Below are 26079 nucleotides of genomic sequence, written 5' to 3'. Positions count from 1 at the left end.
AGCGCTATTTTTCGACGATGGCGGTAATGCCCAGCCCGCCGGCGGCGCAGATTGAAATCAGGCCACGACCGCCACCGCGTTCATGGATCGCCTTGGCCAGCGCCGCCAACTGCCGGCCGCCGGTAGCAGCAAACGGGTGACCGCAGCCGAGGGAGCCGCCGTTGACATTCATCTTGGCCCGCTCGATTGCTCCCAGCGGTGCCGCCAAGCCTAGCCGCTCGCGGCAGTAGTCGGGGTCTTCCCAGGCTTTGAGCGTACACAGCACCTGGGCGGCGAACGCTTCGTGGATCTCGAAGAAATCGAAGTCGGCAAAGCTCAAGCCTTCACGTTGCAACATGCGCGGCACCGCGTAGGCCGGCGCCATCAGCAAGCCTTCACTGCCGTCGACAAAATTCACCGCCGCCGTCTCGCCGGTGCGCAGGTAGGCCAGCACCGGCCAACCGTGCTCGGCCGCCCAGGCTTCGCTGGCCAGCAGCACTACCGAGGCGCCATCGGTGAGCGGCGTGGAATTGCCGGCGGTAAGCGTGCCGTTCTGGCGGTCATAGGCGGGGGACAAGCCGGCGAGTTTTTCCAGGCTGGCGTCGGCACGCAGGTTGTTATCCCGGGCCAGGCCACGATGGGGGCTGATCAGGTCGTCGAAGAAACCGCGCTGGTAAGCGGCTGCCAGGCGCTGGTGACTGGTAAGGGTCAGTTCGTCCTGGGCCAGGCGTTTGATCTGCCAGCGCTTGGCCATTTCTTCGCAGTGCTCGCCCATGGACAGGCCGGTGCGCGGCTCACCGTTGCGCGGCAGCAGCGGCTTGAAGAACATCGATGGGCGCACCTTGAGCAGCGTCTTGAGCTTGTCGCCCAAGCCCTTGGCGCGGTTGGCCGCCAGCAAGGTGTGACGCAGGGACTCGTTGATGCCGATGGGTGCGTCGGAGGTGGTGTCGGCGCCCCCGGCGACTCCCACTTCGATCTGGCCAAGAGCAATTTTATTGGCCACCAGCAACGCCGCTTCCAGCCCCGTGCCGCAGGCTTGCTGCACATCGTAGGCCGGGGTTTCGGGCGACAACGTGGTAGACAGCAACGACTCGCGCGCCAGGTTGAAATCCCGCGAATGCTTGATCACCGCACCGGCGGCGAACTCGCCCAGGCGCTGGCCGTGCAGGTTGTAGCGGTCTACCAAGCCCTGCAGCGCCGCCACCAGTAAATCCTGGTTGCTGTCGTGGGCGTACACGGTGTTGGAACGGGCGAACGGAATACGATTGCCGCCGATGATCGCCACGCGACGGGTCGGCGCCGGGTTAAAACTGTAGTGACTCATTGAAGGTTCTCATTGAGGGACAGCAGACCGCGCAGATGGGGCTTGTCGCCCGCACCGTTGCGCACTTCGAAGGCGCGACGCGGGCCGCTGGCGGGTAAGTTCCACAGCGCAACCTGGCCGGGCAACAGGATCGGCAACTTGAATTCGCACTGCACCTCGGCGCGCTCCAGGCCACCCGGCGGTTGCTGGGCGGCGAGCGCGCGGCCCAAGGTCCACATGCCGTGGGCGATGGCGCGGCGAAAACCGAACAGTCTGGCGCCGATCACCGAGGTGTGGATCGGGTTGAAGTCCCCGGAGACTTTGGCAAACCGTCGCCCCAGGTCGGCCGGCAACAGCCACTTCTGAGTGCGTACCAAACTGTCTGAAGGCAGCGCCAGCGCTTCGTCCCAAGGCGCGCCGACCGGATCGGCCACGCCCCGGCGCAGATACAGACTGTCGCCCTCCCACACCAGTGCGCCAGCGCTATAGGCACGGGTGGCGATGCTCAGCGCCTGGCCCTTGGGGTGCGCGACCCAGCGTTCGGCATACACTTCCAGTCGCAACGCCTGGCCTTCCTGCAAGCGCTGATGCTGCCGGATACGGTTGGCCAAGTGCACCATGCCACTGGCCGGGTACGGGAAACTTGGGCGGGTCAACAGCATCAAGTGCAAAGGAAAGGCCAGCACATGGGGATAGGTCAATGGCACGCCCTGCTCACGGCGAAAACCGCAGGCGCGGCCATACGCGGCGATCCCCTCAGCCGACAGCTCCACCGCCGGGCGCACCAGGCGCGCCTTGGGCAGCAGCGGCGCGCCGTCGAGCTTGGGTTTGCGCAGTGCGCGCACACCATCCAGCAGCAGTCGCGTGCGTGACGGTGGTGGGTCGATGATCTGCGTCAGGTCGTCCATGGCTTCAGGCTCCCAACAAGCTTTGGCCGCAGACGCGCACCACTTGGCCGTTAACCCCGCCCGACGCCGGATGGGCCAGCCAGGCAATGGTTTCAGCCACGTCGATCGGCTGCCCGCCCTGGGACAGCGAATTCATGCGCCGCCCCGCCTCGCGGATCATCAACGGGATGCGGGCAGTCATCTGTGTCTCGATAAAGCCCGGCGCCACGGCATTCACCGTAACTTGCTGGGTCGCCGCCCGTGGTGCCAGCCCTTGCACCAGGCCGATCACCCCGGCCTTGGAAGTGGCGTAGTTACTTTGCCCGAGGTTGCCGGCGATGCCGGAAATCGACGACACGCACACAATGCGCCCGCCCGCATTCAGGCCCTGGCCGTCCAGCAACGCATTGCTCAGGCACAGCGGCGCTTGCAGGTTGACCGCCAGCACACTCTGCCACGCCGCTTCGCTCATCTTGGCGATGGTTTTATCGCGGGTGATCCCGGCGTTATGCACCACCACATCGAAGGCGCCGTACTGGCTGACATGGGCCTGCAACGATGAGGCGGCGTCGGGCGCGGTGATATCCAGCGGCAATGCCGAACCGTTCACTGAGTCGGCGGCCTGTTGCAACGCAGCCTGGGCCTGGGGCACGTCCACGCACACCACGTGCGCGCCGTCGCGAGCCAGTACTTGAGCGATCGCCAGGCCGATGCCACGGGACGCGCCGGTAACCAACGCACGGCGGCCGGCGAAGGGTTTGTCCCAATTGACCGTGACGTGACCGTCCACCGGAGCCTCCACGCGCACCACCTGTCCCGACACATAGGCCGAACGGCGCGACAGGAAAAACCGCAGGCTGCTGTCCAGCGCGTCTTCAGCCCCCGGCGCTACGTACAGCAACTGCACGGTGATGGCCCGGCGCAGTTCCTTGGCCAAGGACCGCACCAGACCTTCGAGGGCGCGCTGGGCGACGGCTTGGGGCAGGTCCGCGCAGTGCTCCGGCGCCGTGCCGAGCACCACCACCCGCGCGTGCTGGCCGAGGCGTTTGGCGTTGCAGTGGAAGAACGCGTACAGCTCGTCGAGTTGTTCCAGGTTGCCCACGCCGCTGGCATCGAACACCGCGCCCTGCACCTTGACCGTGGAGGGCGCCTTGAGCGTCGCCGCAGTGGCGGCCACCGTGTCGGTGGCGCTGAATATCCGTTGCACCTTGGCCGTCAGGCGCCCTGCCCCGGCGACGATCACCGGATTGACCAGGCCCTGCTGGCCACTGCGATGGCGCTGCAGCGGCAAGGGCTGGGGCAAGCCCACCGCCTGGGCCAGGCGACGGCCCCAGGGGGAATTGACGAAGGTTAGGTAGCTGTCACTCATATCAGCAATCACTCTCAACACGTTCTGACCGTGTAAACCCGATCCAATGCGGGAAGGGCTTGCCCCCGATAGCGATCTAGCCGTCACCGGCTCATTGGCTGAACCACCGCTATCGGGGGCGAGCCCCCTCCTACATTGACCGGGGTTTTCTTAGTTGACCGAGGCGTTTTCGCCCTGGGCCGTACGACGCTTGGCGACCGGTTCCAGCGCCTGCTTGCGTTGCTGCAACGCCTCCAACAATCCGAAGTCCTGAGGGAAGTCATCCACCTGGATGCCGTGATCGGCGTATTCCACGTAGCGGGCGAGCAAGGTGTCTTCGTCGTCGCTGATCAAGTCCAGGGCCCGGGCCTTGACGCGCCAGGCGGTAAACGCAGTGGTCGATACCGGCAGCGGTTCGAGCAGGCCCTGCTTGATCGCCGGCTTGAGGCGCGCGTCGATCAGCTCGACCTGGGGCAGCAAACGGAAACCCAGTTCGCCGTAGGCCAGCTTGTCGATTTCCGGGCGCGGGATGTAGGAATCGGCCAGCAAGCGGTCGCGGGTGGCGCCGGGGGTCTGCACCGCATCGGCGACGTCGGCTAACAGGCGGTCCGACGGTTTGCGCAAGGGCAGACCGAATGGAAAACTCAAGGCCCGCACCGCGCGCGCGGCGGTTTTGGAGGGGTAATTGTCGAGCACTTCGGCCAGGGCTTCATGGGCACGCAGCAACGCGTCCTGGGCCGACCAATGCACCAGCGGCAGGTCCGCCTGGGGCCGGCCATCGTCCTCAAAGCGTTTAAGCACGCAGGACAAGATGTACAGCTGCGACAGCACATCCCCCAGGCGCCCGGTCAGGCTTTCCTTGCGTTTGAGCGCACCGCCCAGCACGCCCATGGAAATATCCGAGATCAACGCCAACACCACCGACAGCCGATTGGCCTGGCGGTAGTAGGACGCCAGCGCCGGTTCGGTCTTGGCCGGTGCGGCAATCAGCTTGCCACCGGTCAGTGCATGCACCGCCGCGCGTACGGTATTGGCCAGCACAAAACTCACGTGGCCGAACATGGCGCTGTCGAAGGCTTCCAGGGCCTGGCGCCGGTCCGGGTTGCGCGCCGCTTCCATCTCGCGGAACACATAGGGATGGCAACGGATCAGGCCCTGGCCAAAGATAATCAGGCAGCGCGTCATGATATTCGCGCCTTCCACGGTGATGGCGATGGGGCTTTGCTGATAGGCGCGGGCCAGGAAGTTATTGGGGCCCATGCAGATGCCCTTGCCGGCGACGATGTCCATGCCGTCGTTGACTATCATCCGCGCCCGCTCGGTAACGTGGTACTTGGCGATGGCCGAGATCACCGAGGGTTTTTCTCCAGCATCCAGGGACGCCACCGAGACTTTGCGCACCGCGTCGCAGGCATACAAATGCCCGGCCATGCGCGCCAGCGGCGCCTGCACCCCTTCGAACTTGCCGATGGGCAGGCCGAACTGTTTACGCATGGCGGCGTAGGCCGTCGTGCCCCGTACCGCCACCTTGCCCAGGCCGACGTTGGCCGACGGCAGGGAAATCGCGCGGCCGGCGGCCAGGCATTCCATCAACATGCGCCAGCCATTGCCAACCTGCTCGCGGCCGCCGATCACCCAATCCAGTGGGATAAATACGTCTTTGCCGGTGGTCGGGCCGTTCTGGAACACCGCGTTAAGCGGCCAGTGCCGCCGGCCACTGTTGACGCCGGGGTGGGAGGTGGGAATCAACGCACAGGTGATGCCCAGGGAGCCGGCCGCGCCGAGCAGGCCGTCCGGGTCTTCGGCGCGGAATGCCAAGCCCAGCACCGTGGCTATCGGGCCGAGGGTGATGTAGCGCTTGTCCCAGGTTACGCGAAAGCCCAACACCTCCTGCCCTTCATGCACGCCTTTGCAGACGATGCCCACATCGGGAATCGCCCCGGCATCGGAGCCGGCATAGGGGCTGGTCAGGGCGAAGCACGGGATGTCTTCGCCACGGGCCAGGCGCGGCAGGTAGTAATTGCGCTGCGCCTCGGTGCCGTAATGCAGCAGCAGTTCGGCCGGGCCCAGGGAGTTGGGCACCATCACCGAAATCGCCGCCGCCGAGCAACGGGTGGACAACTTCATCACCACTTGGGAATGGGCGTAATGGGAGAAGCCTTTGCCGCCGTATTGCTTGGGAATGATCATGCCGAGAAACCCGGCGCTCTTGGTGTACTGCCAGCCTTCGGGCGACATGTCCTGCCAGATCTGGGTGGTTTCCCAATCGTTGGCGATGTCGCACAGGGTTTCCACTTCGTTATCGAGAAACGCCTGTTCCTCGGCACTCAGGCTGGCCGGAGCGGCCTGTAACAGCCGCTGCCAGTTGGGCTTGCCGCTGAATAGTTCGGCGTCCCACCACACCGTGCCGGACTCGATGGCTGCGCGCTCGGTATCAGACATGGCCGGCATGATCGTACGAAACAGGCCGAGGGCTTTGCTGGTCAACAACGCGCGGCGCAGGGGCTTGATCGTCATCAGCAGCGCAGGCGCCACCACCAGCAGCGCGGCGACCGTGACGCCAACACCGGCAACCACGGAGAACAGGTAACCGAATGCCAGCCACACCAGGCTGCCCCCCAACCACTGGGCCGCCGCCGCTTGTCGATACGCCAGGGCAAGCGCCGCTACGAAACCCGCCAATAACCAGATAACCATGGGATACCTCTACTCGATTCAGGGCACGACAGCTACGCAGCTCGCTAAAACGCGACAGCGGCGTAACGCCACACTACAAACTGGGAAACACAAATTCAAATTTTGTTTTGAAATTTTTATTTAATGCTTGGGCCAAAAAATAGCGGCTGAGCGGGCTCAGCCGAAGTGTTGAAAAATGGTCGAACGAGGCAGCCAGATGCGCTGACTGCCCTCGCTGATCAGCCCAGGATCAGAACGCGTAAGTGGCCGACACACTCACCACATCACCCGACGACTCGGCTTTACCGTCCAGACGCGCGCCGCCCAGGCGATCGACGTTTTGAGTCTTGAGCTTGACCTCCTGAACGAACTGGTGGGAATACGCCAAGTCCAGGCTCAAGCCCTTGACGGCTTTGACGTCGTAACCGGCGCCCAAGGACAGGAACGTACGGTCGCCGTCGGGAATCCGCGGGTCGCGCGTCGAGTTGCGGGTGGGTGTCTGGTCAAGGGCCACACCGGCGCGCAGGGTCAATTCATCGGTCAAGCGATAGTCGCCGCCCAAGGAATACATCCAGGTGTTCTTGTAGTTGTAGGGAATGGAGACAACCGTGGTGCCTGCGGATTCGAGGGTCAGGTTCTTGAACGACGACCATTCGGTCCAAGTGACGCTTGCGCCCATGGTGAAACGGTCATTGAACTGATGCACCCAGTCCAGGCCCGCTGTGGCGGGAATGTCCAGTTGCACGCTGGCATGGGCACCGTTCGGGTACAACTCAAGCCCTGGATAGGCGGTATTGACCAGCGTACCGGTGCCGCCAAACGGGCTCGGCTGGGTCATCAGGTTATTGGAGAACTGATCGGCACGGACAGTGTACTTGCCGGTCATCTTGTTCTTGATCTTGGCGTGGTAGTTCAGGCCCAGCGTGTCGCGGTCGGTGGGTTTCCACACGATACCGGTAAACCAGCCGGTCGAAATATTGTCGACCTTCACCCGCATCAGTGCGGTGCCCACATCCGATGGGAAGTTGATGCCGCCCAGGACCGAATCGGACACGGCGGCGGCGGACAGCAGGTCGACGTTCTGACTGACGAAGCCCTTGCTGTGCTGCACGATCAACCCGCCACCAAGGGAGAACTGATCGTTGACCTTGAAGGACAAGGAGCCTGTGAGCCCCACTGTTTCGATTTTGGTGTCCACGGCAAAGTCGCGCAGTTTGGAATTTTCATCCCAGGTGGAACGCATGCCTTGTGGAACGACCTGGCTCAAACCAAACGCGAACCGGTCCCCAAGGGGCATGACCATAAAGCCGGTGGGTAACCAAGCGGTAAAACCGCCCTCGCCGCCGTCGTTGTTATTCTGGGTGGTCGCAGCCAGGTCAGGGAAACCGTTGGCGTCCAACGGTGTGCTGGAAGTCGGGTTGCCGGTGTAGTCGAAGGCATCGCCCTTGTACTTGATCTTGATGCGCGCGTAGTCGACGGTGAGTTGCGCCACATTATGGTCGACGAAGGCCATGGCCGCGGGGTTGTTGTACGCCGAGCTGGGATCGTTTTTAAACAGCGAACCGCCGGCAAAGGCCCGGCCCCAGCCTGGTGCGCCATAGGTGGGTGTTGAAAAACCGCCGGCCTGAACAGGTGCGGTCATCACCACGCCGCCTATCAATGCCAGCCCCAGCAAAACCTGCATCTGTTGTTTCTTATTATTCATGCGGCACTCCTTATTATTATCGCTCTGAGCCGGCCCTGCCGGTTCGTCTTGCTGCCTGGCCCTGCTTGAACCGGCGCCCGGTAAGGGCGCCGGCTTTTTTACGGGTGATCAGCCCTTCGTTCTCAGCCGACCATCAAGGCACGATGGTCAGCGCTGGGCTTGGGGTGACGCTCAGACTGACGACGGTGCAGCTGCCGCTCAGGGCCTGGTTGGCCGCCGTCAGCACCCCGCCGCTGTAACCCACGGCGATGGTGGACGGGCCGCAATTGGAAGCCGGGTACAGAATCGAGGCAGCGATGGTGTAGCCGACGTTGGTCACGGAACCCGCCGACGGGCCGGTGGCGGACAGGGTCCAAGGCAGCCCGGTGATTTTCGGCAAGGCGCAGAGCCCGCCACCGGTTACCGCTACACCGGTGATTTTGGCAACGCCAGTGGCGTCAACATTCCCGGTGAAGGTAGCACCGCAGTTAACGGTGCCCTGGAACGAAGAAGGTGATTTCACCGAAATCGTCCCTGGCGCGGTGAAGCTGGTATTTACCGGAGCGATGCTATAGGCGTTCGCCATCGACGCAGCACCCATGCAGACAGCCAAAGCAGACAACGATACGAGGGTTTTCAAGCTTTTCATTGTTTTTCCTCACATGTTATGGCGAATTCATTTCGCCAGGGGGTAATGGCCATGAACGAGAGGTCACGGTGAAACTGCAGAACTTCCCTTTCCAGCCAAATCTCAATGTAATTACCGCTATTAACGTGTTTTGCTATTCAACGACCTTGAAGTTAGGCGGCATCTTGATCGACACCGTTTTAATCTTGCAGTCTTCGCCAATCGGCACATTGGCCGCTTCCAACTTGCCGGTGGCGTTATCCCAGGTGCCGTCGGCGGTGGAAGGACCGCACTTACCGCCCAGGCCGAAAGCATGTACGTCGACACTGATTTTCGACATGGACCCACTACGACTGTCTTTAGCCACCAATACCCACGGCAAGTTAATCGCTTCGACCCGGCTGCACTTGAGGCTGCCGTCGAATTCAACTTTATCGACATTGACCGATGAACCATCGGCCGCCACTTTCCCCGCCACTTTAATGGTGCAATCGGCGCTGATCAGCGCGCCCTTGGAAAAACTGATCGGCCCCTGGGCCGTAAAGGCGCTGCCGGCCGGTTCGATACGGGCAGCCTGGGCCTGGTGATAGGCGATCAGGCCCAACGCAGCCAGTACAACATGGGCAGTGAATTTGGCAGGTGCTTGCATGGTAGACGTCCTTCCCTTTAATTGTTTTTGTTCGGGTCAAACACAACTTGCTGACAACTTGAGCGGTAAATCGAGGGCGACAAAACTCCCACGCTGGATATATCTGGCGCCGTTAACGCTCGCTTTAATTACATTAGAACGGGGTCGCGTTATTCCCGTACTTTTCCAGGTATTTCAAACGCTGTGACGGCTGCAGATTGGTCAGGGTGATATCCCCGGCATAATGCTTAAGTACCCGATGGTCCATGCGTCGGCGCCACAAGTACGGCACATAAGCCCAGACAATCATGCTCGCATAACCGTAGGGAAGTTGCGGCGACTCATCGAAATGACGCAGCGACTGATAACTGCGCGTGGGGTTGGCATGGTGGTCGGAATGGCGCTGCAACTGGAACAGAAAGATGTTGGTGACAATCCGATTGCTGTTCCAGGAGTGCCGTGGCGAGCAGCGCTCATAACGACCGTTGGGCAACTTCTGACGTTTAAGGCCGTAGTGTTCGACATAGTTCACCACTTCCAGCAGCGAGAATCCGTAGATGCCCTGAATAATCAGAAATGGAATCACTGCGGCACCCAGCCAAGCGATCATCGCGCCCCACAGCACCACGCTGTACATCCAGGCACTGAGCACGCCGTTTTTCCAGTGCCAGGCCGGCAGGCCCAGTTTGCGCAGGCGTTCACGCTCCAGGTTCCAGGCCGAACGTGCGCTGAACCACACCGAGCGCGGCAGGAAGGCCCAGAAACTCTCGCCCAGACGCGAGCTGGCCGGGTCTTCCGGGGTGGCCACGCGGACGTGATGGCCACGGTTGTGTTCGGTGTAAAAGTGCCCGTAAAAGGTCGGCGCCAGGGTGACCTTGGCCAGGAACACTTCCAGGGGTTTGGGTTTGTGCCCCAGCTCATGGGCGGTGTTGATCGCAATGCCGGTGGCGGCGCCGGTCGACATGGCCATGCCCAGGTAAGTGAACCAGCTCGGTTCGCCATGCAATTGCGTGCGGGCGGTGACGTAAGTGGCCAGCTGGGACATCCAGTTACCCGGGTCGAGATGGGCGGTGGCCCGAATCAGCCCGCCGTCGATGATCCAGGCGATACCGCCCGCAGCGAGCCAGCCGGTGATCACCACCGAGGCGATGACGAACAGCACGCCGGTGTAGACGATCCAGCGGTAATAGCGTTGGGATTCGAGGTGGCCGACGGCGGATTCCGGCGGGTTGCTGACGTCTTCGCCGAGCAGGCCGTCGATCAGCGGGATCAGGCCGAAGATCACCAACACCCCGACCCACCACAGTTGCTGGATACCGGTGCTGATCGCCAATGCCCCGGACAACAGCGGTGTGGCCAGGGGCATGATGCCCAGCCACCACAGGTGGCGTTTACCGTCGGCCCATACGGTCGGTGCTGTAAGGGTCTGGTTCATGGCAGCCTCCGGGCGACACGCGCCGACAGAGGGGCACACAGCAAGTGCAGGGAGCGCAGAAGGCTGCGGGAACATAAACGGGCGACAAAAGGCGTTTTTTTCATTGTTATTCGCTCTTAGGCACTTCAAAAAATTCATTTCAAAATAAATATTGAAATATTTTTTTAAATAGATAGCGCGGAATCGTTAGGTCGTCAACTACTTTGTCGAGGGCTTTTTGACGTGACTGCGCAGTCTGTTTTTCTGCTCTGCAGTCAGGTCTCTAAAACAACCTTTTGCCTCGCCCTCGGCCACGACCCACCTCACGATTATTTATTCGCCAGCGCAACGGGCGGGGGTAGAGGCGCGACGTTTTGCAGCGGCCGCGCACGCTTGGCCACCTGCTGCACCAGCTCCACCACCCGCGCCGTGGCGGTAATCGGCAGCATATGGCCGCGCCCCTCCACCAGTTGCAGTTTCAGGCCCGGCACCGCGTCGGCGAGGGCCTGACCGTGCTTGCGAAAGTCCAGCACGCGGTCCTGGGCACCGTAGATCAGGCCAATGGGCAAGGTCAGGCTCGTGTAGCGCTTGACCATCTGCGGCAGGTCATCGTTGACCAGGGCAATTTCACTGGAGGCGGCATAGAAGTTGTTCGGGCGCATGCCCAGCAACCCCCCGCCGCGGGTGGCGAAATCGTCTGGGGCGGGGTCCGGCGCGAAGACGCCCTTGACCACCGTGCGGCGGGTCAACAGGCCAATGGGCACTGTCAGCGTGTGGGCGACCCAGCGGCGCAGCCAACCGGGACGTACCGCCAGTGACCAGAACACCAGCGGCAAAGTCGGTTGGGGATGAGTCAGCGGCGCCACCAGCACAAGGCCCGCTACCGTCTCAGGATGATCCAGGGCCAGCGCCAGCGAAATCGCACCGCCCAGTGAGTGCCCCAGCACCAGAGGTTTGTCCAAGCCCAGGGTCTGCATAAACCTGGCAATCTGCCGCGCCTGCCCCGGCAAGTCGGCTGCGGTGCCTGCGTGGCGCGTGGAATAACCCGAGCCCGGACGATCAAGGGTGATCACCCGAAAGTGCTCGCGCAACTGCGCGGACAAGGCGTAGGTGAGGTTGCGACTGCTGCCCATCAGCCCGTGAATCATTACCAGCGGCGGGCCTTTGCCCTCGTCCCTATAGTGGAAGCGTTCGCCGTCGACCTCGACAACATGCCCGTCGCGCGGCACCGCCGCTTCAATGCGCCGCGTCATCCAGGCGCTAAAGCCCCAGGCCAGCACACACGCTCCCACACCCGCAGCCACCACCCATTCCATCGTCATGCGCTCGGTCCTCTGCATTCCCTGCCGCCGCGCACCCCACCGGAATTGGTCGGGCTTCGGCCACCGTCCACACCCTGGACCCGAACCTCATGCACAGCGTGCGCGTCCGTCGGACAAATCGCACATTTGAGACAAGGACCTAGCGTAGGCGATATTTTCAGGTAGATTATTTAAAATCTTTTTTAAAATAATTAATTAAATTTTCCTTTGCAATGGCGTTCTCTCCACACGACAAAACAAAAACAGGAGCACCTGCGATGCCCACCAAGGACAGCCTATGAATGCCCACAGTGACTCGATCGACATCGCCATCATCGGTTCAGGCTTTGCCGGCCTGTGCATGGCCATCAAACTCAAGGAAGCCGGGGTTCGCGACTTCTTCGTCGCCGAACAGGCCGACAGCCTCGGCGGCACCTGGCGCGACAACCACTACCCCGGTTGTGCCTGCGATGTGCAGTCCCATGTTTATTCGTTTTCGTTTGCGCCCAACCCGAATTGGACGCGGCAGTTCGCGCCGCAGGCGGAAATCCGCGCTTATCTGGAGCAGTGCGCCGCGCGTTTCGAGCTGGCGCCTTTCCTGCGCTTCGGCATGGGGCTGACCCGTGCGGTATTCGACGAAGCACAGCAACGCTGGCAATTGAGTTTCAGCAATGGCCGCCACGTGAGCGCACGGGTGTTGGTATCCGGGATGGGCGGCCTGTCGCGGCCGGCGCTGCCGGATATTCCGGGCCTGGACAGCTTCAAGGGCAAGCGCTTCCACTCCCAGCAGTGGGACCATGAATACACGTTGAAAGGCAAGCGCGTGGCCGTGATCGGCACCGGCGCCAGTGCGATTCAATTCGTACCGCAGATCGCTGCGCAGGTGGCCCACCTCGACCTGTTCCAACGCACCCCACCGTGGATCATGCCCAAGCCCGACCGCGCGATCTCGCCGTTCGAACGCTGGTTGTTCAAGCACCTGCCCTTCACCCAGCGCCTGGTGCGCGGCGCGTTTTACTGGGCGTTGGAAGGTCGCGTGGTGGGCTTTGCGCTGCATCCGCGGCTGATGAAGACGGTGCAACGCATCGCCCTGCGCCATCTGCATAAACAAGTGGCGCGCCCTTCCCTGCGCAAGACTCTCACCCCGAACTACACCATCGGCTGCAAGCGCGTGCTGATCTCCAACGACTATTACCCGGCCTTGTCGCGCAGCAATGTGGAGGTGGTGACCGAGGCCGTGCAGCGCATCGAGCCGGACGGGGTGATCACCGCCGACGGCATCAAGCACCCGGCCGATTGCTTGATCTTCGGCACCGGTTTCCAAGCCAGCGACCCCCTGCCCCGTGGCTGCATCATTGGCCGCGACGGCGTGGACCTGATGGACACCTGGCGCGACGGCGCCCATGCCTATAAAGGCACCACGGTGCCGGGCTACCCGAATCTGTTCCTGATCATCGGGCCCAACACCGGGTTGGGGCACAACTCGATGATCCTGATGATCGAGGCCCAAGTGGCCTACATCCTCGACGCGCTCAAGCAGATGCAACGCCAGCGCATTGCCACAGTGGAGGTCAAACCGTCGGTGGAACAGGCCTATAACACCCATCTGCAGGACAAACTCAAGCGCACCATCTGGAACACCGGCGGTTGCCAGAGCTGGTACCTGGACCCGCGCACCGGCAAAAACACCACGCTCTGGCCTGGCTCGACCTGGCGCTTCAAGCAGGTCACCCGCCAGTTCGCGCTCAAGGACTATGTAGCGGGCGTGACGACGGCCAACGCCACGCCGCGCACAGTCGCGGTGGCCCACGCCAATATCGAAGGGAGCCTGTCATGAAGTCATTCAACGGTCGCGTCGCGGCCATTACTGGTGCCGCTTCCGGCATGGGGCGCGCCTTGGCCCTGGCTTTGGCTCGCGAAGGTTGCCACCTGGCGCTGGCGGATAAAAACGCCCAAGGCTTGGAGCACACCCAGGAATTGATCAAGACCTCCACCCTGTCGCCGGTGCGGGTTACCACCCAGGTGCTTGATGTGGCCGACCGCCAGGCCATGGAGGACTGGGCCGCGCGCTGCGTGGACGAACATGGCCAGGTCAATCTGGTGTTCAACAATGCTGGCGTGGCGCTGTCGAGCACCGTGGAAGGCGTGGACTACGCGGACCTGGAGTGGATCGTTGGCATCAATTTCTGGGGCGTGGTCCACGGCACCAAGGCGTTCCTGCCGCATCTCAAGGCCAGTGGCGAGGGGCATGTGATCAACACCTCCAGCGTATTCGGGCTGTTTGCCCAACCCGGCATGAGTGGCTACAACGCCACCAAGTTCGCCGTGCGCGGTTTTACCGAGGCGCTGCGCCAGGAACTCGATCTGCAACGCTGCGGCGTGTCGGCCACCTGTGTCCACCCCGGCGGCATCCGCACCGATATCTGCCGCAGCAGCCGCATCGACGCAAATATGACCGGCTTTCTGATCCACAGCGAGCAACAGGCCCGCGCCGACTTCGAAAAACTGTTTATCACTGATGCCGACCAGGCCGCCAAAGTGATCCTGCACGGCGTGCGCAAAAACAAGCGTCGCGTGTTGATCGGCCGCGACGCCTACGCCCTCGACCTGCTCGCCCGCTGCCTGCCGGCGGCCTATCAGGCGCTGGTGGTGTTCGCCAGCAAGCGCATGGCCCCCAAGCCGCGCACGCCGGTGTTCGAAACCAATGACGAGTCCCGTCTCTGAACAGGAGCACAGCCCATGCTACCCATCCGTCGCGATGTCCGTTTTGCCCTACCCGCCGAGCGCATCAAGGACTGGCACGCGCAAGGCCCGTTCGTTACACACTTCTTCAACGCCCTGTCGCTGCTGTTTCCCCAGGGTGAGCTGTTTTTTATGGACAGCGTGCGCCACTACCGTCAGCGCATCGACGACCCGCTGTTGAAAAAGGAAATCCAGGGCTTTATCGGCCAGGAAGCCATGCACAGCCGCGAACATGTGGCCTATAACGATCTGCTGCAAGCGGCGGGCCTGCCGGCGCATACCCTCGACCGGCGCTTGAAATTCATCCTCGACTGGCAGAAAAAACACCTGCCGCCGGCTTTCAACCTGGCCGTGACCATCGCTCTGGAGCACTACACCGCCATGCTGGCCGAGATCCTGCTCAGCGACCCGTCGCGCTTCGGCCACTCACTTAAGGGCTACCAACAAATGTGGTACTGGCACGCCCTGGAAGAAACCGAGCACAAAGCGGTGGCGTTTGACGTATGGAATACGGTGATCAAGCCTGGGCCCGCGCGCTACCTGCTGCGCACCGGGACCATGTTGACCACCACGCTGTTGTTCTGGCTGGTGGTGCTGGATTTTCATGTGCGCTTGCTGGTGGCCGACCGCAAGGCGGGAGGCTTTCTCAAAGGGTTCTGGCGCATGCTCAAGTTTCTGTACGGTCCCAAAGGTGTATTCCCGCGCATGCTGGTGCCGTGGCTGCATTACTTCAAACCGGGCTTTCACCCATGGGATCACGACAACCGCGCGCATCTGGCCGGTATCGACGCGTTGGTCGAGGATATCGAACAAACCCGACGCCGCTACGAATCCGCCTAGGTCTGCGCCAGCGCCGCACGCTCGCGCACAAAGCCCTGCAATTGATCGCCCGGCAGCGCCTTGCTGAAATACCAGCCCTGGATAAACAGCTCGCTGCCGGTGTTCAGGAAGGCCAGTTGCTCGGCGGTCTCGACGCCTTCGACCACCACGCCCAGGTTCAGCGCTTCACAGAACCGCAGCATGCCCGTCAGGACCTGGGCGCCTTTGGGATCGTGCTGGGCGACTACGAAACTGCGGTCGATCTTGATGAAGTCCACTGGAAACTGGTGCAGATAACTAAGGGCCGAAAACCCGGTGCCAAAATCATCGATGTACACCTTGGCGCCAATCGCCTGGAGTTTCTGAATGGTCTGGCGGGTGGCCTGGATATCGCTGACCAGGGCGTCTTCGGTAATTTCCACGGAAACCAACCCGTGAGCCTGGGCCAGAATGCCGACCAGGCGTTCGCCGTAGGCGGCATCGGTCAAGGTCGCACTGGAGATATTGATAGTCATGGGCAGCGTGAATCCGAGCTTTTGCCACTGCTGGTATTGGCGCACGGCTTGGGACGCTACCCACATATCCACGTCCGGCATCAACTGCGCCTGAGCCAGCCACTGCAGAAATTCCCAGGGCGAATGCACCGTGCCCTGGCCATCGCGGGCACGCATCAAGGCTTCGCAACCGGTGCACAGGCCGGTGAGGGTCGAGACTTGGGGTTGGAATTCCAGATAAAAATCATAGTCGCTGATCTGCTGGATGCGGCTCAGCTCATTGGCTTGGCGCGCCAGGGTTTTGTGGGAGGTCAACACCGGGTCGAGCTCGCGCAGCCGGCCTTTTTCCTCCAGGCCACGGAAGGTCATGTCCAGGGACTTGAGGTATACCGTGCCGCCTTCACTGGCCTGGCGATACATGGCCCGTACATACGGCGCATAAACCAGCGTGCCCAGCCCCAGCAACGCCACCTGCAACCCGACCGCCGCCAGGTCGCCATGGGTGCTCAGATAAGCATTGAGCAGCACCGGCGAGGTGAACGGCACGCTGGCTACCGCCGGCGACACCCAGCCCATATGCACCACCCCCAGAGCCAGCATCGCGTTCAAGGCAGGTACTAACAGAAAGGGCATGAACAGCCGCGGATTGAGGATGATCGGCAAGCCGAACAACAGTACCTCGCTGACGTTGAACAGCGACAACGGCAAACTCGCCACCGCCACCAGGCGCATGGACTGACTCTTGGAAAACAGCAGAATCGCCAGCAATAGGCACAACGCACTGCCAGACCCACCGATAAACGCAAAACTGCCGAGCAGACCGCTGTTCAACAGGTACTTGATCGGCTCGCCGGCCGCCAGTGCCGTGCCATTGAGCACCACGGCCTGATCCAGCACATCGAACAGCGGCTGCATGGCGTACACGCCGTGAATCCCGAAGAACCACAGCAGCGAGTTCATCAACGTCACAAACAAGCCGCTGCCGTAAGGCGACTGCAGCGCATCCAGCACCTGCGGCCCCTGCAACTGCGCCACATAAGGCACCTGTAGCAGCAGAGACAGCACTATCACCAGTACCAGAGCGGTGATGGCGCCGGGTACCACCATATTGATGGTGCCGCGCAGGTTGTGCCCTACCAGGTCCTCATTGACCAGCCGAGTCCAACGATAACGGTGCAGCCATGCCATCGCCGGCACGTTTAGCAGCGGCGAGGCGATGGCGATAAACAACACAAAGGTCGCCGAGGCTCGCGGGTAGTCACGCAGAATGAACGTCGCCACCACCACATGAGCCAGGCACAGAAAGGCAACCGGCAACTGCGGTAGGCGATGCTGGATCGCCAACATGTAGCCAATGGACGCCGCCACAAGCAGCGGGATGACCGAACTGATCTGGTTATGCAGCCCAGCGAGGAACGCCACCACCGAAGGCTCAAACCCCAGCACCCGCGCGAATTCGGACAAGATCAGGAAACCGGCCGACACCAGCAGACAGGGCAGAATCCACAACAACCCTTCGCGGATCGCCCGCAATGACTCAGTGCTGGCCAATGCGGCCAAGCGTTGGGTGAAGAAAAGTTTGGAGAGCGTTTGCACCATGACCCATCCCTCTGCCCATCGCATACGCCCTTTAAGGCAGGGCCCCGGAAACACGGGCTAACGCTACACGTCCTGGCATCGGGAGCGAAAGAGATTTGAAGGATGGGCATGCAATTTTATTGGCTGGCTGTCGCAGCATCGGTAAGTTTTCGCTGACGATTTATTGAACTTTCGGAACAGCTAAAATTCCTAATCTCTCTTGAACGGGTACTATTGCCGGCTTTTGAAGCGTTATGGGCAGCCCGGTGAGGTCTCAGGCTGAGGTGCCCATTCAGGGAAACAGCGCCTGAGTGGTATCAGGTACCAAGGAGGTAAGCTCGAAATGCAACATAAGTTGTCGAATGCGATGCGCCCACTGCTGCTTAACGCAGCGCTGTGGTTAAGCGGTGTAGCGCTGCTGTTTTTGATCAAAGATGTGATCGAAGAGGTTTCGGGCCCCATTGGCGGAACCTGGATTGACCTGACGCTGGTACTGACAGCTTACTTGCTGTTCTTTATCCTCGATCCACTGCAATCTCGGGTGAACCGCCACTTGCGCAAACGCGCCCGACGCAGAAAGACGCATCTGGAGGCAGGCTCCCGTGCTTGAATCCGGCCCCGGCGATAGTCACCGACTAGCCCTCGAACGCTTTCAGGCAGCGCACCCGACGTTGGTCGCTGAACTGGATGCTTTGAACCCTCTGGCCGCCCGGGCCAGGGGTGAAACCCTGGCCGAATACCGCGCCGAACGTTTGCACGAGGCCTTCGAAGCCGAAGCCGAGCGCCTGGGCCTGTTTGCTTGGGAGCTGACGCTCAAGCTCACCAGTGACTCTCCTGAAGCGTTCGAAGCCCAGCGCCTGGAAGTGCACAAGGAAGTGGCGCAGATGGCGGGCATGAGTTGGGCCGATTACTGCCAGTTGCACGACCTGCCCGGTTAAAGCCGTCACTACACGAACCAGCACCGTCTGACGCCGGCCATGGCCTCGCGCAGCTGTGCCACCGTGACCTTTCGCTGCTCCGGCGTCCAATGCAAGGCCGAGCGCAACGCCGGCCAACACCGCCTGGGTAAGCCGCGCGGTCTCGGCAGCGGCTGGTCCGGCTGACGTGGCGCCGAACGGCGGCCCTGGGCGAGTTCATAGACGACACACGCCGCGCCGTACAGGTCAGCCAAGGCCGACAGCTCCCCACCCGCCATCAGCTCCGGTGCCGCGTACGCAGGCGTCCAGGCATTCAGACGGCTACGGCTCAAACCAGGCAACCCAGCCGCTTCCTGCGCCTTGCCGTGGCCCAGGCCGAAATCGAACAGACGCACCCCCTCGTCGCCCAACAGGATATTCGCCGGTTTTACATCGCCATGCAGAACGCCCTGCCGGTGGGCGTAGCTCAAGGCATCTAACAACTGCAGCGCCAGAGGCTGCAGTTCGCTCCACGGCAAACCCTCCGGACACTCCAACAGCAGGCGATCGAGGGTCACTCCCTGCAACAGCTCCATGGTGAAGAACGCCACTTCACGGACGGTGTCGACGTCGAAGGCGAACATCCGCACGACATGCTCATGGCGCAGGCTGCGGGTCAGGGCGAATTCGCTGTACAGCAACACATGACCATCCGGGGACTGGGCCAATGGCTCGCCCAGCAGTTTCAGGGCGACCCAGGCGTTGGCGTCGCCGAACGCCTCATGCAGCAGGTCGCGAGCCCGATAGACCACGCCCATGCCGCCGGAACCCAGTACGCGCTCAAGCTGATAACGCCCTGCCAGCACATCAGTCGGCCCCACCCCGGCGGTCATGGCTGAACCACCACGGCCGTCAAGTCGTCCGCTGCCGGCCCGCGCAGCACCTCGGTGAACAGCCGATCCACCACCTGACCGGGTGCGCCCCTACTCAGCGCACGTCCCAAGGCGTCATGGCCGAGGCCCTGATACAAACCATCGCTGCAAAGCAAAAACACATCGCCAGGACGAGTACACAGCTCCAACACTTCCAGAATCAGCGGTTGCCGCCCGCCCAGCGCACGGGTCAGAGACCTCGCTGCCGGGTGGGACTGCGCCTGTTGCAGGGTCAAGCGTTGCGTGTCCATCAGTTGCTGCTGCAAGGAATGGTCTCGCGATAGCTGATACAAGCGCTGCCCGCGCCACAGATAGCAACGGCTGTCCCCAGCCCAGACGCAGGCTGCCCGATTGCCCTCCAGCAACAACGCCACAACCGTGCTGCCCATGATTGCGTACGGCGCGCTTGCATTGGGGGGCAACCCTCGGCCCAGTCGACTGTCCAGTGCCCGCAGACAATGCCGCACGGCATCGAGCCGCTGGTCGAAATTGCTCTGGCGCGGCAGCGCGGCAAGGCTGCTGATCACCCACTGGCTGGCCACATCACCGGCGCGATGCCCGCCCATCCCATCGGCCACGGCCCAGCAACCGTGTTGCGGGCAATCGAGAAATGCATCCTCATTGCGCGCACGCGTCCTGCCTCGCTCGGTGCGCCCGGCGCTGCGGCACGGGTCGCGCAGTTGGCTCACAACTGCTCCGGCAGACGGAAAGTGCGCCATGCCGCCATCTGGAACGGGCCCGGGTGGCGTGCGCTGCTGAGCAGGAAGTTGGCGCGCAGCCCCGCAAGATCGGCCTTGAGTACCTGGGCATTGCGGCCATTGGCGGGCTCGCTTTGCATCAGATCCAAGAAGCGGAAGAACGACCAGGGCCCGCTGTTTTTCTCGATACCGAACGGCCGCTGGGCGCCACGCTCCAGCACCAGACTGCTGCGGCCGTTGTCTGCCTCTTCAGGCCAATGGAACGTCGTCGGCACGATCGGACCGTGGCGGTACTCCAGTTGTTTATCGCCGATGCGCAACACCGCGCGGCTAACCGTCGGGTCCAGGCTGTAGGGTGCCAGTGTGAAACGAACGGCCCATTCGCCCTGCTCCTCACTGAAAAAACCCAGGCGAATCAGTTGAGCTTTGGCCAGTTGCTCCAGGGACGAGCGTGACATCGGCAGGCTGCGGCCATCCAAGCCGCGCAGCCGGAAGCGGCTGCCTTCGGTGCTTACAAAAGGCTTCAGGTAGGTCTCGTAAAAACGCGCCATGGCGCCCCTTGGCTTGAAAAACTCCTGAAAATCCCCCAGCGCGACCTCGCCCGCGGCTTGCGCATTGAAGGGGTATCGACGCTGGATGGCCTTGGCGTAGAAGCCATAGACCTCACTCTGATAACGCTGATTGACGTGCACATACGCATCATCGAGCAGCAATCGCCAACTGTCGTCAGCGATAGCTTCGAGCCAGCCTTTGAGGGGCAGCGGCAGGCGCGCCGCTCTGTCGCGCAGTTGGCCTAACAGCGGCTGCTGCCCCTCCATGCGCTGCTTGACCAACTTGAACGCCGCCTGTTCCGTCGCCCCTTCGCGGTTCAGGGCGACCAATTGCAAGTGCCACTCGTGGAGCAGCCGCAAGGCCTGCAACCATTCGCCGTCGGGGTTGCGCTCGGCATCCAGCAACTGGTGCAAAGGCTCGAAGCGACGCAGCAACGCACGGCGAGCGGAGTCCGGCACGGCCTGCGCCTGGAGGCCGCTAAGCAGCCCTGCGGCAGCCTCGCTCTGAGTCGAGGTACCGCGCTCGATGGCCTGCTGTACGCCACCAAGGCGCTCATGAGCCGTCGGAAAACGCGTGTGCTCATGCACCTGCTGCAACAAACGCACTAGCGGTGATTGCATTGAGGAGAGGCCCGCGAGTGTATCGACATGCTCTCGGAGGGTTTCGCTCGGTTCCAGACGGACGCGGCTCAGGGCGCGGCTCCAAGTATCGGCGTACTCGCTGAAATAGCGTTGTTCCAGCTCCTGCATCAACTGCCGCATATCCATCGGACTAAGATCGCCACCCTCCCCGAGAACCCAGTTGTCCTGGACAATCCCATTGACCAGACGCGAGCCCTGCTTTTCAAAGTGCTGCACGTACTGGTGGGTAAAGAACCCCGGAATGAGGGGTTCGCCCGCCGTCACCCCTGCCCCCTCCGCCAAGCGATAGGGTTCCAGATTGCGGGCCTGATCACGCAATACGCGATAGATCACACCCGCCAGCGACTCTCCGCGCAGGGCCTGGCGAGCCGCTGCCACCCGTTCGGCATTCAACGGCGATTCAAAAGATAGCCTAAGCAAATATGAGAAATGCGCGTTCAGCCTGTTCTGCGCCGAGCTATCCCCGCCATATAGCGCAGCCCACTGAGCCGCCACGCGCTCGGCCAGCCAGGTCGCGTCCCGACGCTCGGGCAAACTGAGCATCAGGTAGGCCCGCAGGCTGTCCATCAACTTTTCGCGGTCGTTCAGCGTGGCCTGCACCTGCGCTTCGAGCAACGCCGCGACCTCGGGCAATAATTGTTGGCGCAGCGCGTCCTCATAAGCCGTCACCAACACCGGGCGACTGATCTCGCCCTGATACAGCCCGGCCCGTTCGTTCCGGCGCGCATCCGTCACCGCGGGAAACACCTGGGTGGCAGCCAGCCGGCTGTCCAGCAGTGGTAGCAACGCCAGAGTGGCGTCCGAACCTGGTGTCGCCGGGGGGTGAGGCGCGATCAGCTGCGCCAGTTGCATCAGGCGCTGATGATTGGCCGAATAACTGTGCGCCCACAATGCCCCGCTGCCGACCACAACCCCTGATGCCGCCAATATCAGCAAGCCCTGACGAAGATGGAGGCGACGTCGCTCCGGGGTCTGCAACCCCGCAAGGCCGGCCTCGGCAAAAATCACCTGTTTGAACAAACCTTGAACAAAATGGCCGCGCCTGCCAGCGGTTTCCGCACTCGTCAGATAGAACCCACGCAGTCCATAGATACGTTGGAAGCGATGAGCCGAGAACCCGGACTCCACAAACAGGCACAACCGCTCGGCGATTCGCGCGGCCTGCCGAGGAAAATCAAGCATGACGCCGCGCCGCTCGGCACTGCGCTCCTGGTGCAATCGCGGGATCAGCTCCGTGCCCAGACGCTTGAGCAAGGCTTCAAAGGCATCGCGTACCTGGGCCATCTCGGTACCGGTTTTACTGGCGGGCAAACGCTCTCCCAATACCGCTTGGGCGCTGTCCCCCTGAGGCGTATCGAAGAATTCGGCAAACCCCGGCAAGCGGTCAGCCTGGGTCAGCACCAGATAAATCGGCACATCCATATGCAGCGTCTGGTGGATGTCCTGCAAGCGCGCATGCACATGGCGGGCATGCAGATCCAAGTCGTGTTCGTTGCCGCCGAGCAAGGTGTCCACCGCCAGCGTCACCACCACGCCATTGAGAGGACGTGCCCGGCGCCGCGATTTGAGCAAGCCCAGCAACGTCGCCCAGCCTGCTTCGTCCACTTCACCATCGGGCTGCGTCAGATAGCGCCCGGCGCTTTCGACGATCACGGCCTCATCAGCCAGGAACCAATCAAAGTAGGCGGTCGTGCCTGAGGGTGTGTCGCTGCGGTCGAGCGGAAACCGCACGCCGCCGGCGGCCAACAACTGGCTTTTGCCACTGCCCTGTTCGCCGATCAGAAGGTACCAGGGCAAGTCATTGCGCCAACGCTCGCCACGCTCCCCGTAACAGCGTGAGGTTTTCAGGGTCTGCAACGCCTCCTTGAAACGCCCGCGCACCTGCCGCCGCTCTTGGTCGATCAACACCTGACGTTGATGTCGCGCCTGGTGGTCCGGCCTGTCGAGCCATGCCGCGCGCCGCCCTCCCACGACCACCATCACCAGGCCCCATAGCAGAAACAGCACGCTGATGCTCAGCAGACGTGCCGTGGCCCCGTGCCAGAACCGATAATCGTCCACCGCCAACAACGGCCCGAAACACCACACCAGCGCCGCCAGGCATAACACCAGCAGCAGGCTCCAGACCCAACTCTTGCGCAGCACTCTGCCCACGCCCGTGAAGAATGCGTTCATTGATTGCTCCCAGCGTTACATCGGCGTCCGCGTCTGTTCCGGCGCCACGGATTGAAAGGGTTGCAGGACGGTCATGCGCTCGTTGCGCAAGACCCAGGCAAACCCGGAGTACACCACCAGCAAGCAGGCGACGGTCAGGACAACAACCCAGGTCGCCGAGATCATCCGCAACGGTGTGTCGCCTGCTCGCCCAGGCTCAACCGACGCCGCCGACGGCAGGCGTTCACCGCGCACGTGCCGGATCTGTCGATATAAACCATCGCGTACCGCTTCCAGTTGCGCCGCTCCACGCTCCATGACGCGATACTGGCCTTCGAACCCTATCGATAAGCACAGGTACATCAGTTCAAGCATGGCCAGGTGCTTGATCGGGTCGCGGGACAAGCGCTCCAGCAACTGGAAAAATTTCTCGCCGCCGAAGGTTTCCTGATGAAAACGGCTCAGCAGGCTCATGGTCGACCAGTCACTGCGGGCACCCCACGCCGTGGTCACCACCGCCTCGTCAATCACACTGCACAGCACATAGCGGGCAGACATGACCTGACTCTTTTCCGCCCCCTGATGGGAGGCCCGCATTTCAAATGCCGAAACCCCCGCCGATAATCGATCGTTGAGGCTCTGCAAGCTCTCCCGGCCCGAACTGGCCTTGAGCTGTACCACCTGGGACAGCAGTTCCCAGGCCGCCGTTACCAAGGTGTTGGGCCCTATATCGAAGCTCTGCACGCCCTGCAGGGCGGCCGAGTAAATCATGCGGTCTTCCAGCTGTTCGAAGCGCGGAGGCGTTGGGAAGTCCGTCAGCGCCCCCTGTGCCGGTTGGTTGCCCTCGCGGTCTAGCAGGACGGTTTTTTCGTCCTGCGGGTATTCACTGTCCATAGTCATGATGTTCAGTTCCTGATGGCCCAAAAGTTGAGTTCCAGTCCTGCGAACTCGCCGCTGGCGTGGAAGGCGAAGCCACCCGACTGCTCCAGCTGTGTGATGTCGCGGACACTGAGATCGAGCATGAAATAGGTTTTGCCGGCATGGAACGGGATCTGCCGCGGTGCCACCGGCAGCGGCTTGAGCTTGATACCCGCCAGGTGCAGGTTGACCAACTCACGAATGCGCTCCACAGGGCCGATCTTGAGGTGCGCCGGCAGACGGTGGCGCAGTTCTTCCGAATCGCACTGGGCCTCGGCCGCCAGAATGAAGGTGGCGCAACCCAGCAGTTTGAGATCGCTGACCGGGCAAACCAGCACGCCGTATTGACGCGGTTGCAACGCGAGCTGGGTCGCATGCTGCTCCAACACCCGCGACAGCGCCGTTCGAATGCCGTCCATCAAGCTTCGGAAGCTCTCACCCTGGTCGTCATGTCGGTACCGCCCCTGCGACTGCGCGCGCTTGTTATCGGTGCCGTATGTCGATAGCTCGCCGAGCAACGACAGCAACTGGCGATACACCGCTTCTGGACGGACCTGGGGCTGGCTCAAGTAGTGATGCAAGAGCAGTTCCGTACGGTTGATCAATTGCAGCATAAGGAAGTCACCCAACTGAGCGCCCGCCGATCCGCCATTGCCCTGGACGCGCGCGGCAATCGCATCGCCCCGGGTAGCGAGTAGGCTGATCACCTCTTTGACGCACGACGCTACGTAGCCAGAACGCTGTAGATAGAGGAAGGTCGGTACGAAATCCGCATCCAGCGTCACGCCCCCTTCCCGCGTCGATTCCACAACCTGGGCCACCTGGAGTTTCACCAGCAGCGGATCATCGCGTTGCTCTCCCAACACCAATCGCAGGTCCGGGCGCGCGCAATGGATCTGGCAGCGCGAATCGGCGCCCGCGTTGGAGTCGCCGACTTGAAGTTCACAGCTGACATACCGCGCAAGCACGTCGCCCTGCTCCGGGAGCCGCGCTTCGACCTGATTGCCGATCGCCAGCGGTAACGCCAGGTACACGGCCTGACCGCCGGCACCGACGGGAACCTGCAATACCAGCGGCTCGTCGGCACTGTCCAATGCAAACAGACTGCCGTCGGGAAACATCCCGCTGGCCTGGGTAAGCACCACCTTGCCCAGGTTGAGGTGCTGGGTATCGACGTGCAGCGTCAGGAATCCCCAACCGTCACAGCCCATCAGGCGTGTCTGATTGAGTTGCTGCTGGTAATAACGGTCGTTGTGCTGCAAGTGCTGAGGACGCAGCAGCATGCCTTCCTGCCAGATGACTTTATAGGCCTGCATTTGAGTTCCCCGACCGGCTGGCGAACGGATCGACAAGACGAATACCCGATTCGTCCAACATCACTTCGACACGCGTGCGCTGTTGCGGGGCCACGGGCAACGCCAGCCGCCATTGCACATGGGGCAAATCCCGATAAGCGGCCAGTACTCCGACATAACGGCTCTGTGGCTCGATGCTGAGTTTGAGCGCCACCTGTTCACCGGGGCGTAGTTCCAGCTCCTCGGAGTTCACCCAGTCCTTAGGCAATGCTTGTTCAGCTCGGGCATACAGGCTGAAGAAATCGGCATTTTCGAACGCGACCGGATGGCGCAGCTCCAGCAGATGCACCACCACGGGGGAAGGCCGACCGTGCAAGTCCGGGTTCAGCGCTTCGCCGGCCGTCAACGTCAGGTCCAGTTTGGTCAGGGTTGAAAACGGTCCGACATGACTGCAACCGCTCGACAGGCTCAGCGCCAACAGCATCAATGCAATAAAGGTTCGATACATAAAT

Annotated in this window: 21 protein-coding genes; 5 read left to right on the top strand and 16 right to left on the bottom strand. The window is 62.0% G+C overall.

Annotation, left to right across the window (positions count from 1 at the left end; translation table 11 throughout):
* Positions 1 to 4: 4 nt before the first annotated feature.
* The 9 genes from K1567_RS02060 to K1567_RS02020 form a co-directional block, all read right to left on the bottom strand.
* On the bottom strand, positions 5 to 1303 hold the full coding sequence (locus tag K1567_RS02060; protein ID WP_034098256.1) for an acetyl-CoA C-acetyltransferase: 1299 nt from the start codon (positions 1301 to 1303) through the stop codon (positions 5 to 7).
* Positions 1300 to 2190: a MaoC/PaaZ C-terminal domain-containing protein gene (locus tag K1567_RS02055; RefSeq protein ID WP_220698054.1), complete on the bottom strand. Its 891-nt coding sequence runs from the start codon at positions 2188 to 2190 to the stop codon at positions 1300 to 1302. The genes K1567_RS02060 and K1567_RS02055 overlap by 4 nt, the downstream gene beginning before the upstream one ends.
* Positions 2191 to 2194: 4 nt before the next feature.
* Positions 2195 to 3538, bottom strand: a complete 1344-nt coding sequence (locus tag K1567_RS02050; RefSeq protein WP_220698053.1) for a 3-oxoacyl-ACP reductase — start codon at positions 3536 to 3538, stop codon at positions 2195 to 2197.
* Positions 3539 to 3688: 150 nt separating this feature from the next.
* A complete protein-coding gene (locus K1567_RS02045) occupies positions 3689 to 6214 on the bottom strand; it encodes an acyl-CoA dehydrogenase (protein WP_220698052.1) in 2526 nt (841 codons plus the stop codon).
* 229 nt (positions 6215 to 6443) lie between these two features.
* Positions 6444 to 7898, bottom strand: a complete 1455-nt coding sequence (locus K1567_RS02040; RefSeq protein ID WP_034098265.1) for an outer membrane protein transport protein — start codon at positions 7896 to 7898, stop codon at positions 6444 to 6446.
* A 133-nt stretch (positions 7899 to 8031) separates the two neighbouring features.
* Complete coding sequence (praB, locus tag K1567_RS02035; RefSeq protein WP_220698051.1) at positions 8032 to 8526, bottom strand: alkane oxidation protein activator PraB; 495 nt, start codon at positions 8524 to 8526, stop codon at positions 8032 to 8034.
* Positions 8527 to 8659: 133 nt separating this feature from the next.
* The gene (gene praA, locus K1567_RS02030; protein WP_220698050.1) at positions 8660 to 9154 is read right to left on the bottom strand and encodes an alkane oxidation protein activator PraA; all 495 of its coding nucleotides are present in this window, start codon (positions 9152 to 9154) and stop codon (positions 8660 to 8662) included.
* 133 nt (positions 9155 to 9287) lie between these two features.
* Positions 9288 to 10568 carry an alkane 1-monooxygenase gene (locus tag K1567_RS02025; protein WP_034098271.1) on the bottom strand — a complete coding sequence of 427 codons (1281 nt, stop codon included), beginning with the start codon at positions 10566 to 10568 and terminating at the stop codon, positions 9288 to 9290.
* A 308-nt stretch (positions 10569 to 10876) separates the two neighbouring features.
* Positions 10877 to 11869, bottom strand: a complete 993-nt coding sequence (locus K1567_RS02020; protein ID WP_034113923.1) for an alpha/beta fold hydrolase — start codon at positions 11867 to 11869, stop codon at positions 10877 to 10879.
* A gap of 277 nt (positions 11870 to 12146) precedes the next feature.
* On the opposite strand from K1567_RS02020, the gene K1567_RS02015 reads away from it, so the two are divergent.
* Genes K1567_RS02015 through K1567_RS02005 form a run of 3 tightly spaced genes read left to right on the top strand, consistent with a single transcriptional unit; the run spans position 12147 to position 15430 of the window.
* Entirely contained in the window at positions 12147 to 13685 is a 1539-nt protein-coding gene (locus K1567_RS02015) for an NAD(P)/FAD-dependent oxidoreductase (RefSeq protein ID WP_169867718.1), read from the top strand.
* Positions 13682 to 14572 carry an SDR family oxidoreductase gene (locus K1567_RS02010; protein WP_213547258.1) on the top strand — a complete coding sequence of 297 codons (891 nt, stop codon included), beginning with the start codon at positions 13682 to 13684 and terminating at the stop codon, positions 14570 to 14572. The genes K1567_RS02015 and K1567_RS02010 overlap by 4 nt, the downstream gene beginning before the upstream one ends.
* Positions 14573 to 14587: 15 nt before the next feature.
* Positions 14588 to 15430: a metal-dependent hydrolase gene (locus K1567_RS02005; protein ID WP_034113927.1), complete on the top strand. Its 843-nt coding sequence runs from the start codon at positions 14588 to 14590 to the stop codon at positions 15428 to 15430.
* Here the strand turns inward: K1567_RS02005 and K1567_RS02000 are convergent.
* Positions 15427 to 17502, bottom strand: coding sequence for a PTS sugar transporter subunit IIC/EAL domain-containing protein (locus K1567_RS02000; protein ID WP_040268529.1), 2076 nt, complete (start codon positions 17500 to 17502; stop codon positions 15427 to 15429). The genes K1567_RS02005 and K1567_RS02000 overlap by 4 nt on opposite strands.
* 322 nt (positions 17503 to 17824) lie before the next feature.
* Here K1567_RS02000 and K1567_RS01995 point away from each other — a divergent pair, with 322 nt between their 5' ends.
* The gene (locus tag K1567_RS01995; protein ID WP_034098282.1) at positions 17825 to 18091 is read left to right on the top strand and encodes a hypothetical protein; all 267 of its coding nucleotides are present in this window, start codon (positions 17825 to 17827) and stop codon (positions 18089 to 18091) included.
* The gene (locus K1567_RS01990; protein ID WP_034098284.1) at positions 18084 to 18419 is read left to right on the top strand and encodes a DUF6388 family protein; all 336 of its coding nucleotides are present in this window, start codon (positions 18084 to 18086) and stop codon (positions 18417 to 18419) included. Before K1567_RS01995 ends, K1567_RS01990 begins: the two co-directional genes overlap by 8 nt.
* A gap of 8 nt (positions 18420 to 18427) precedes the next feature.
* Here the strand turns inward: K1567_RS01990 and K1567_RS01985 are convergent, their stop codons facing one another.
* The 6 genes from K1567_RS01985 to tssJ are packed head-to-tail and all read right to left on the bottom strand — an operon-like array spanning position 18428 to position 26075.
* Positions 18428 to 19270: a serine/threonine-protein kinase gene (locus K1567_RS01985; RefSeq protein WP_169867717.1), complete on the bottom strand. Its 843-nt coding sequence runs from the start codon at positions 19268 to 19270 to the stop codon at positions 18428 to 18430.
* Positions 19267 to 20028 (bottom strand): PP2C family serine/threonine-protein phosphatase, encoded by a 762-nt coding sequence (locus K1567_RS01980; protein WP_184315839.1) that lies wholly within the window; start codon positions 20026 to 20028, stop codon positions 19267 to 19269. Before K1567_RS01980 ends, K1567_RS01985 begins: the two co-directional genes overlap by 4 nt.
* Entirely contained in the window at positions 19995 to 23375 is a 3381-nt protein-coding gene (tssM, locus tag K1567_RS01975; protein WP_220698049.1) for a type VI secretion system membrane subunit TssM, read from the bottom strand. Before tssM ends, K1567_RS01980 begins: the two co-directional genes overlap by 34 nt.
* Before the next feature lie 15 nt (positions 23376 to 23390).
* A complete protein-coding gene (gene icmH / locus K1567_RS01970) occupies positions 23391 to 24254 on the bottom strand; it encodes a type IVB secretion system protein IcmH/DotU (protein WP_249745103.1) in 864 nt (287 codons plus the stop codon).
* Between the two features lie 5 nt (positions 24255 to 24259).
* Positions 24260 to 25588 (bottom strand): type VI secretion system baseplate subunit TssK, encoded by a 1329-nt coding sequence (gene tssK, locus K1567_RS01965; protein ID WP_220698048.1) that lies wholly within the window; start codon positions 25586 to 25588, stop codon positions 24260 to 24262.
* Positions 25575 to 26075, bottom strand: a complete 501-nt coding sequence (gene tssJ, locus K1567_RS01960) for a type VI secretion system lipoprotein TssJ (RefSeq protein ID WP_169903106.1) — start codon at positions 26073 to 26075, stop codon at positions 25575 to 25577. Before tssJ ends, tssK begins: the two co-directional genes overlap by 14 nt.
* Positions 26076 to 26079 lie beyond the last annotated feature (4 nt).

Source organism: Pseudomonas sp. S5F11 (assembly GCF_019641515.1).
Taxonomy (GTDB): Bacteria; Pseudomonadota; Gammaproteobacteria; order Pseudomonadales; family Pseudomonadaceae; genus Aquipseudomonas; species Aquipseudomonas rhodesiae.
The sequence above is the reverse complement of the archived record's forward strand: the minus strand, read 5'-3'. Positions and strand labels throughout refer to the sequence as shown.

Bases quoted from the DNA above. Each gene is read 5' to 3' on its own strand.
- K1567_RS02060 (WP_034098256.1), bottom strand. From the start codon at position 1,303: ATGAGTCACTACAGTTTTAACCCGGCGCCGACCCGTCGCGTGGCGATC.
- K1567_RS02055 (WP_220698054.1), bottom strand. From the start codon at position 2,190: ATGGACGACCTGACGCAGATCATCGACCCACCACCGTCACGCACGCGA.
- K1567_RS02050 (WP_220698053.1), bottom strand. From the start codon at position 3,538: ATGAGTGACAGCTACCTAACCTTCGTCAATTCCCCCTGGGGCCGTCGC.
- K1567_RS02045 (WP_220698052.1), bottom strand. From the start codon at position 6,214: ATGGTTATCTGGTTATTGGCGGGTTTCGTAGCGGCGCTTGCCCTGGCG.
- K1567_RS02040 (WP_034098265.1), bottom strand. From the start codon at position 7,898: ATGAATAATAAGAAACAACAGATGCAGGTTTTGCTGGGGCTGGCATTG.
- praB (WP_220698051.1), bottom strand. From the start codon at position 8,526: ATGAAAAGCTTGAAAACCCTCGTATCGTTGTCTGCTTTGGCTGTCTGC.
- praA (WP_220698050.1), bottom strand. From the start codon at position 9,154: ATGCAAGCACCTGCCAAATTCACTGCCCATGTTGTACTGGCTGCGTTG.
- K1567_RS02025 (WP_034098271.1), bottom strand. From the start codon at position 10,568: ATGAACCAGACCCTTACAGCACCGACCGTATGGGCCGACGGTAAACGC.
- K1567_RS02020 (WP_034113923.1), bottom strand. From the start codon at position 11,869: ATGACGATGGAATGGGTGGTGGCTGCGGGTGTGGGAGCGTGTGTGCTG.
- K1567_RS02015 (WP_169867718.1), top strand. From the start codon at position 12,147: ATGAATGCCCACAGTGACTCGATCGACATCGCCATCATCGGTTCAGGC.
- K1567_RS02010 (WP_213547258.1), top strand. From the start codon at position 13,682: ATGAAGTCATTCAACGGTCGCGTCGCGGCCATTACTGGTGCCGCTTCC.
- K1567_RS02005 (WP_034113927.1), top strand. From the start codon at position 14,588: ATGCTACCCATCCGTCGCGATGTCCGTTTTGCCCTACCCGCCGAGCGC.
- K1567_RS02000 (WP_040268529.1), bottom strand. From the start codon at position 17,502: ATGGTGCAAACGCTCTCCAAACTTTTCTTCACCCAACGCTTGGCCGCA.
- K1567_RS01995 (WP_034098282.1), top strand. From the start codon at position 17,825: ATGCAACATAAGTTGTCGAATGCGATGCGCCCACTGCTGCTTAACGCA.
- K1567_RS01985 (WP_169867717.1), bottom strand. From the start codon at position 19,270: ATGACCGCCGGGGTGGGGCCGACTGATGTGCTGGCAGGGCGTTATCAG.
- K1567_RS01980 (WP_184315839.1), bottom strand. From the start codon at position 20,028: ATGGCGCACTTTCCGTCTGCCGGAGCAGTTGTGAGCCAACTGCGCGAC.
- tssM (WP_220698049.1), bottom strand. From the start codon at position 23,375: ATGAACGCATTCTTCACGGGCGTGGGCAGAGTGCTGCGCAAGAGTTGG.
- icmH (WP_249745103.1), bottom strand. From the start codon at position 24,254: ATGACTATGGACAGTGAATACCCGCAGGACGAAAAAACCGTCCTGCTA.
- tssK (WP_220698048.1), bottom strand. From the start codon at position 25,588: ATGCAGGCCTATAAAGTCATCTGGCAGGAAGGCATGCTGCTGCGTCCT.
- tssJ (WP_169903106.1), bottom strand. From the start codon at position 26,075: ATGTATCGAACCTTTATTGCATTGATGCTGTTGGCGCTGAGCCTGTCG.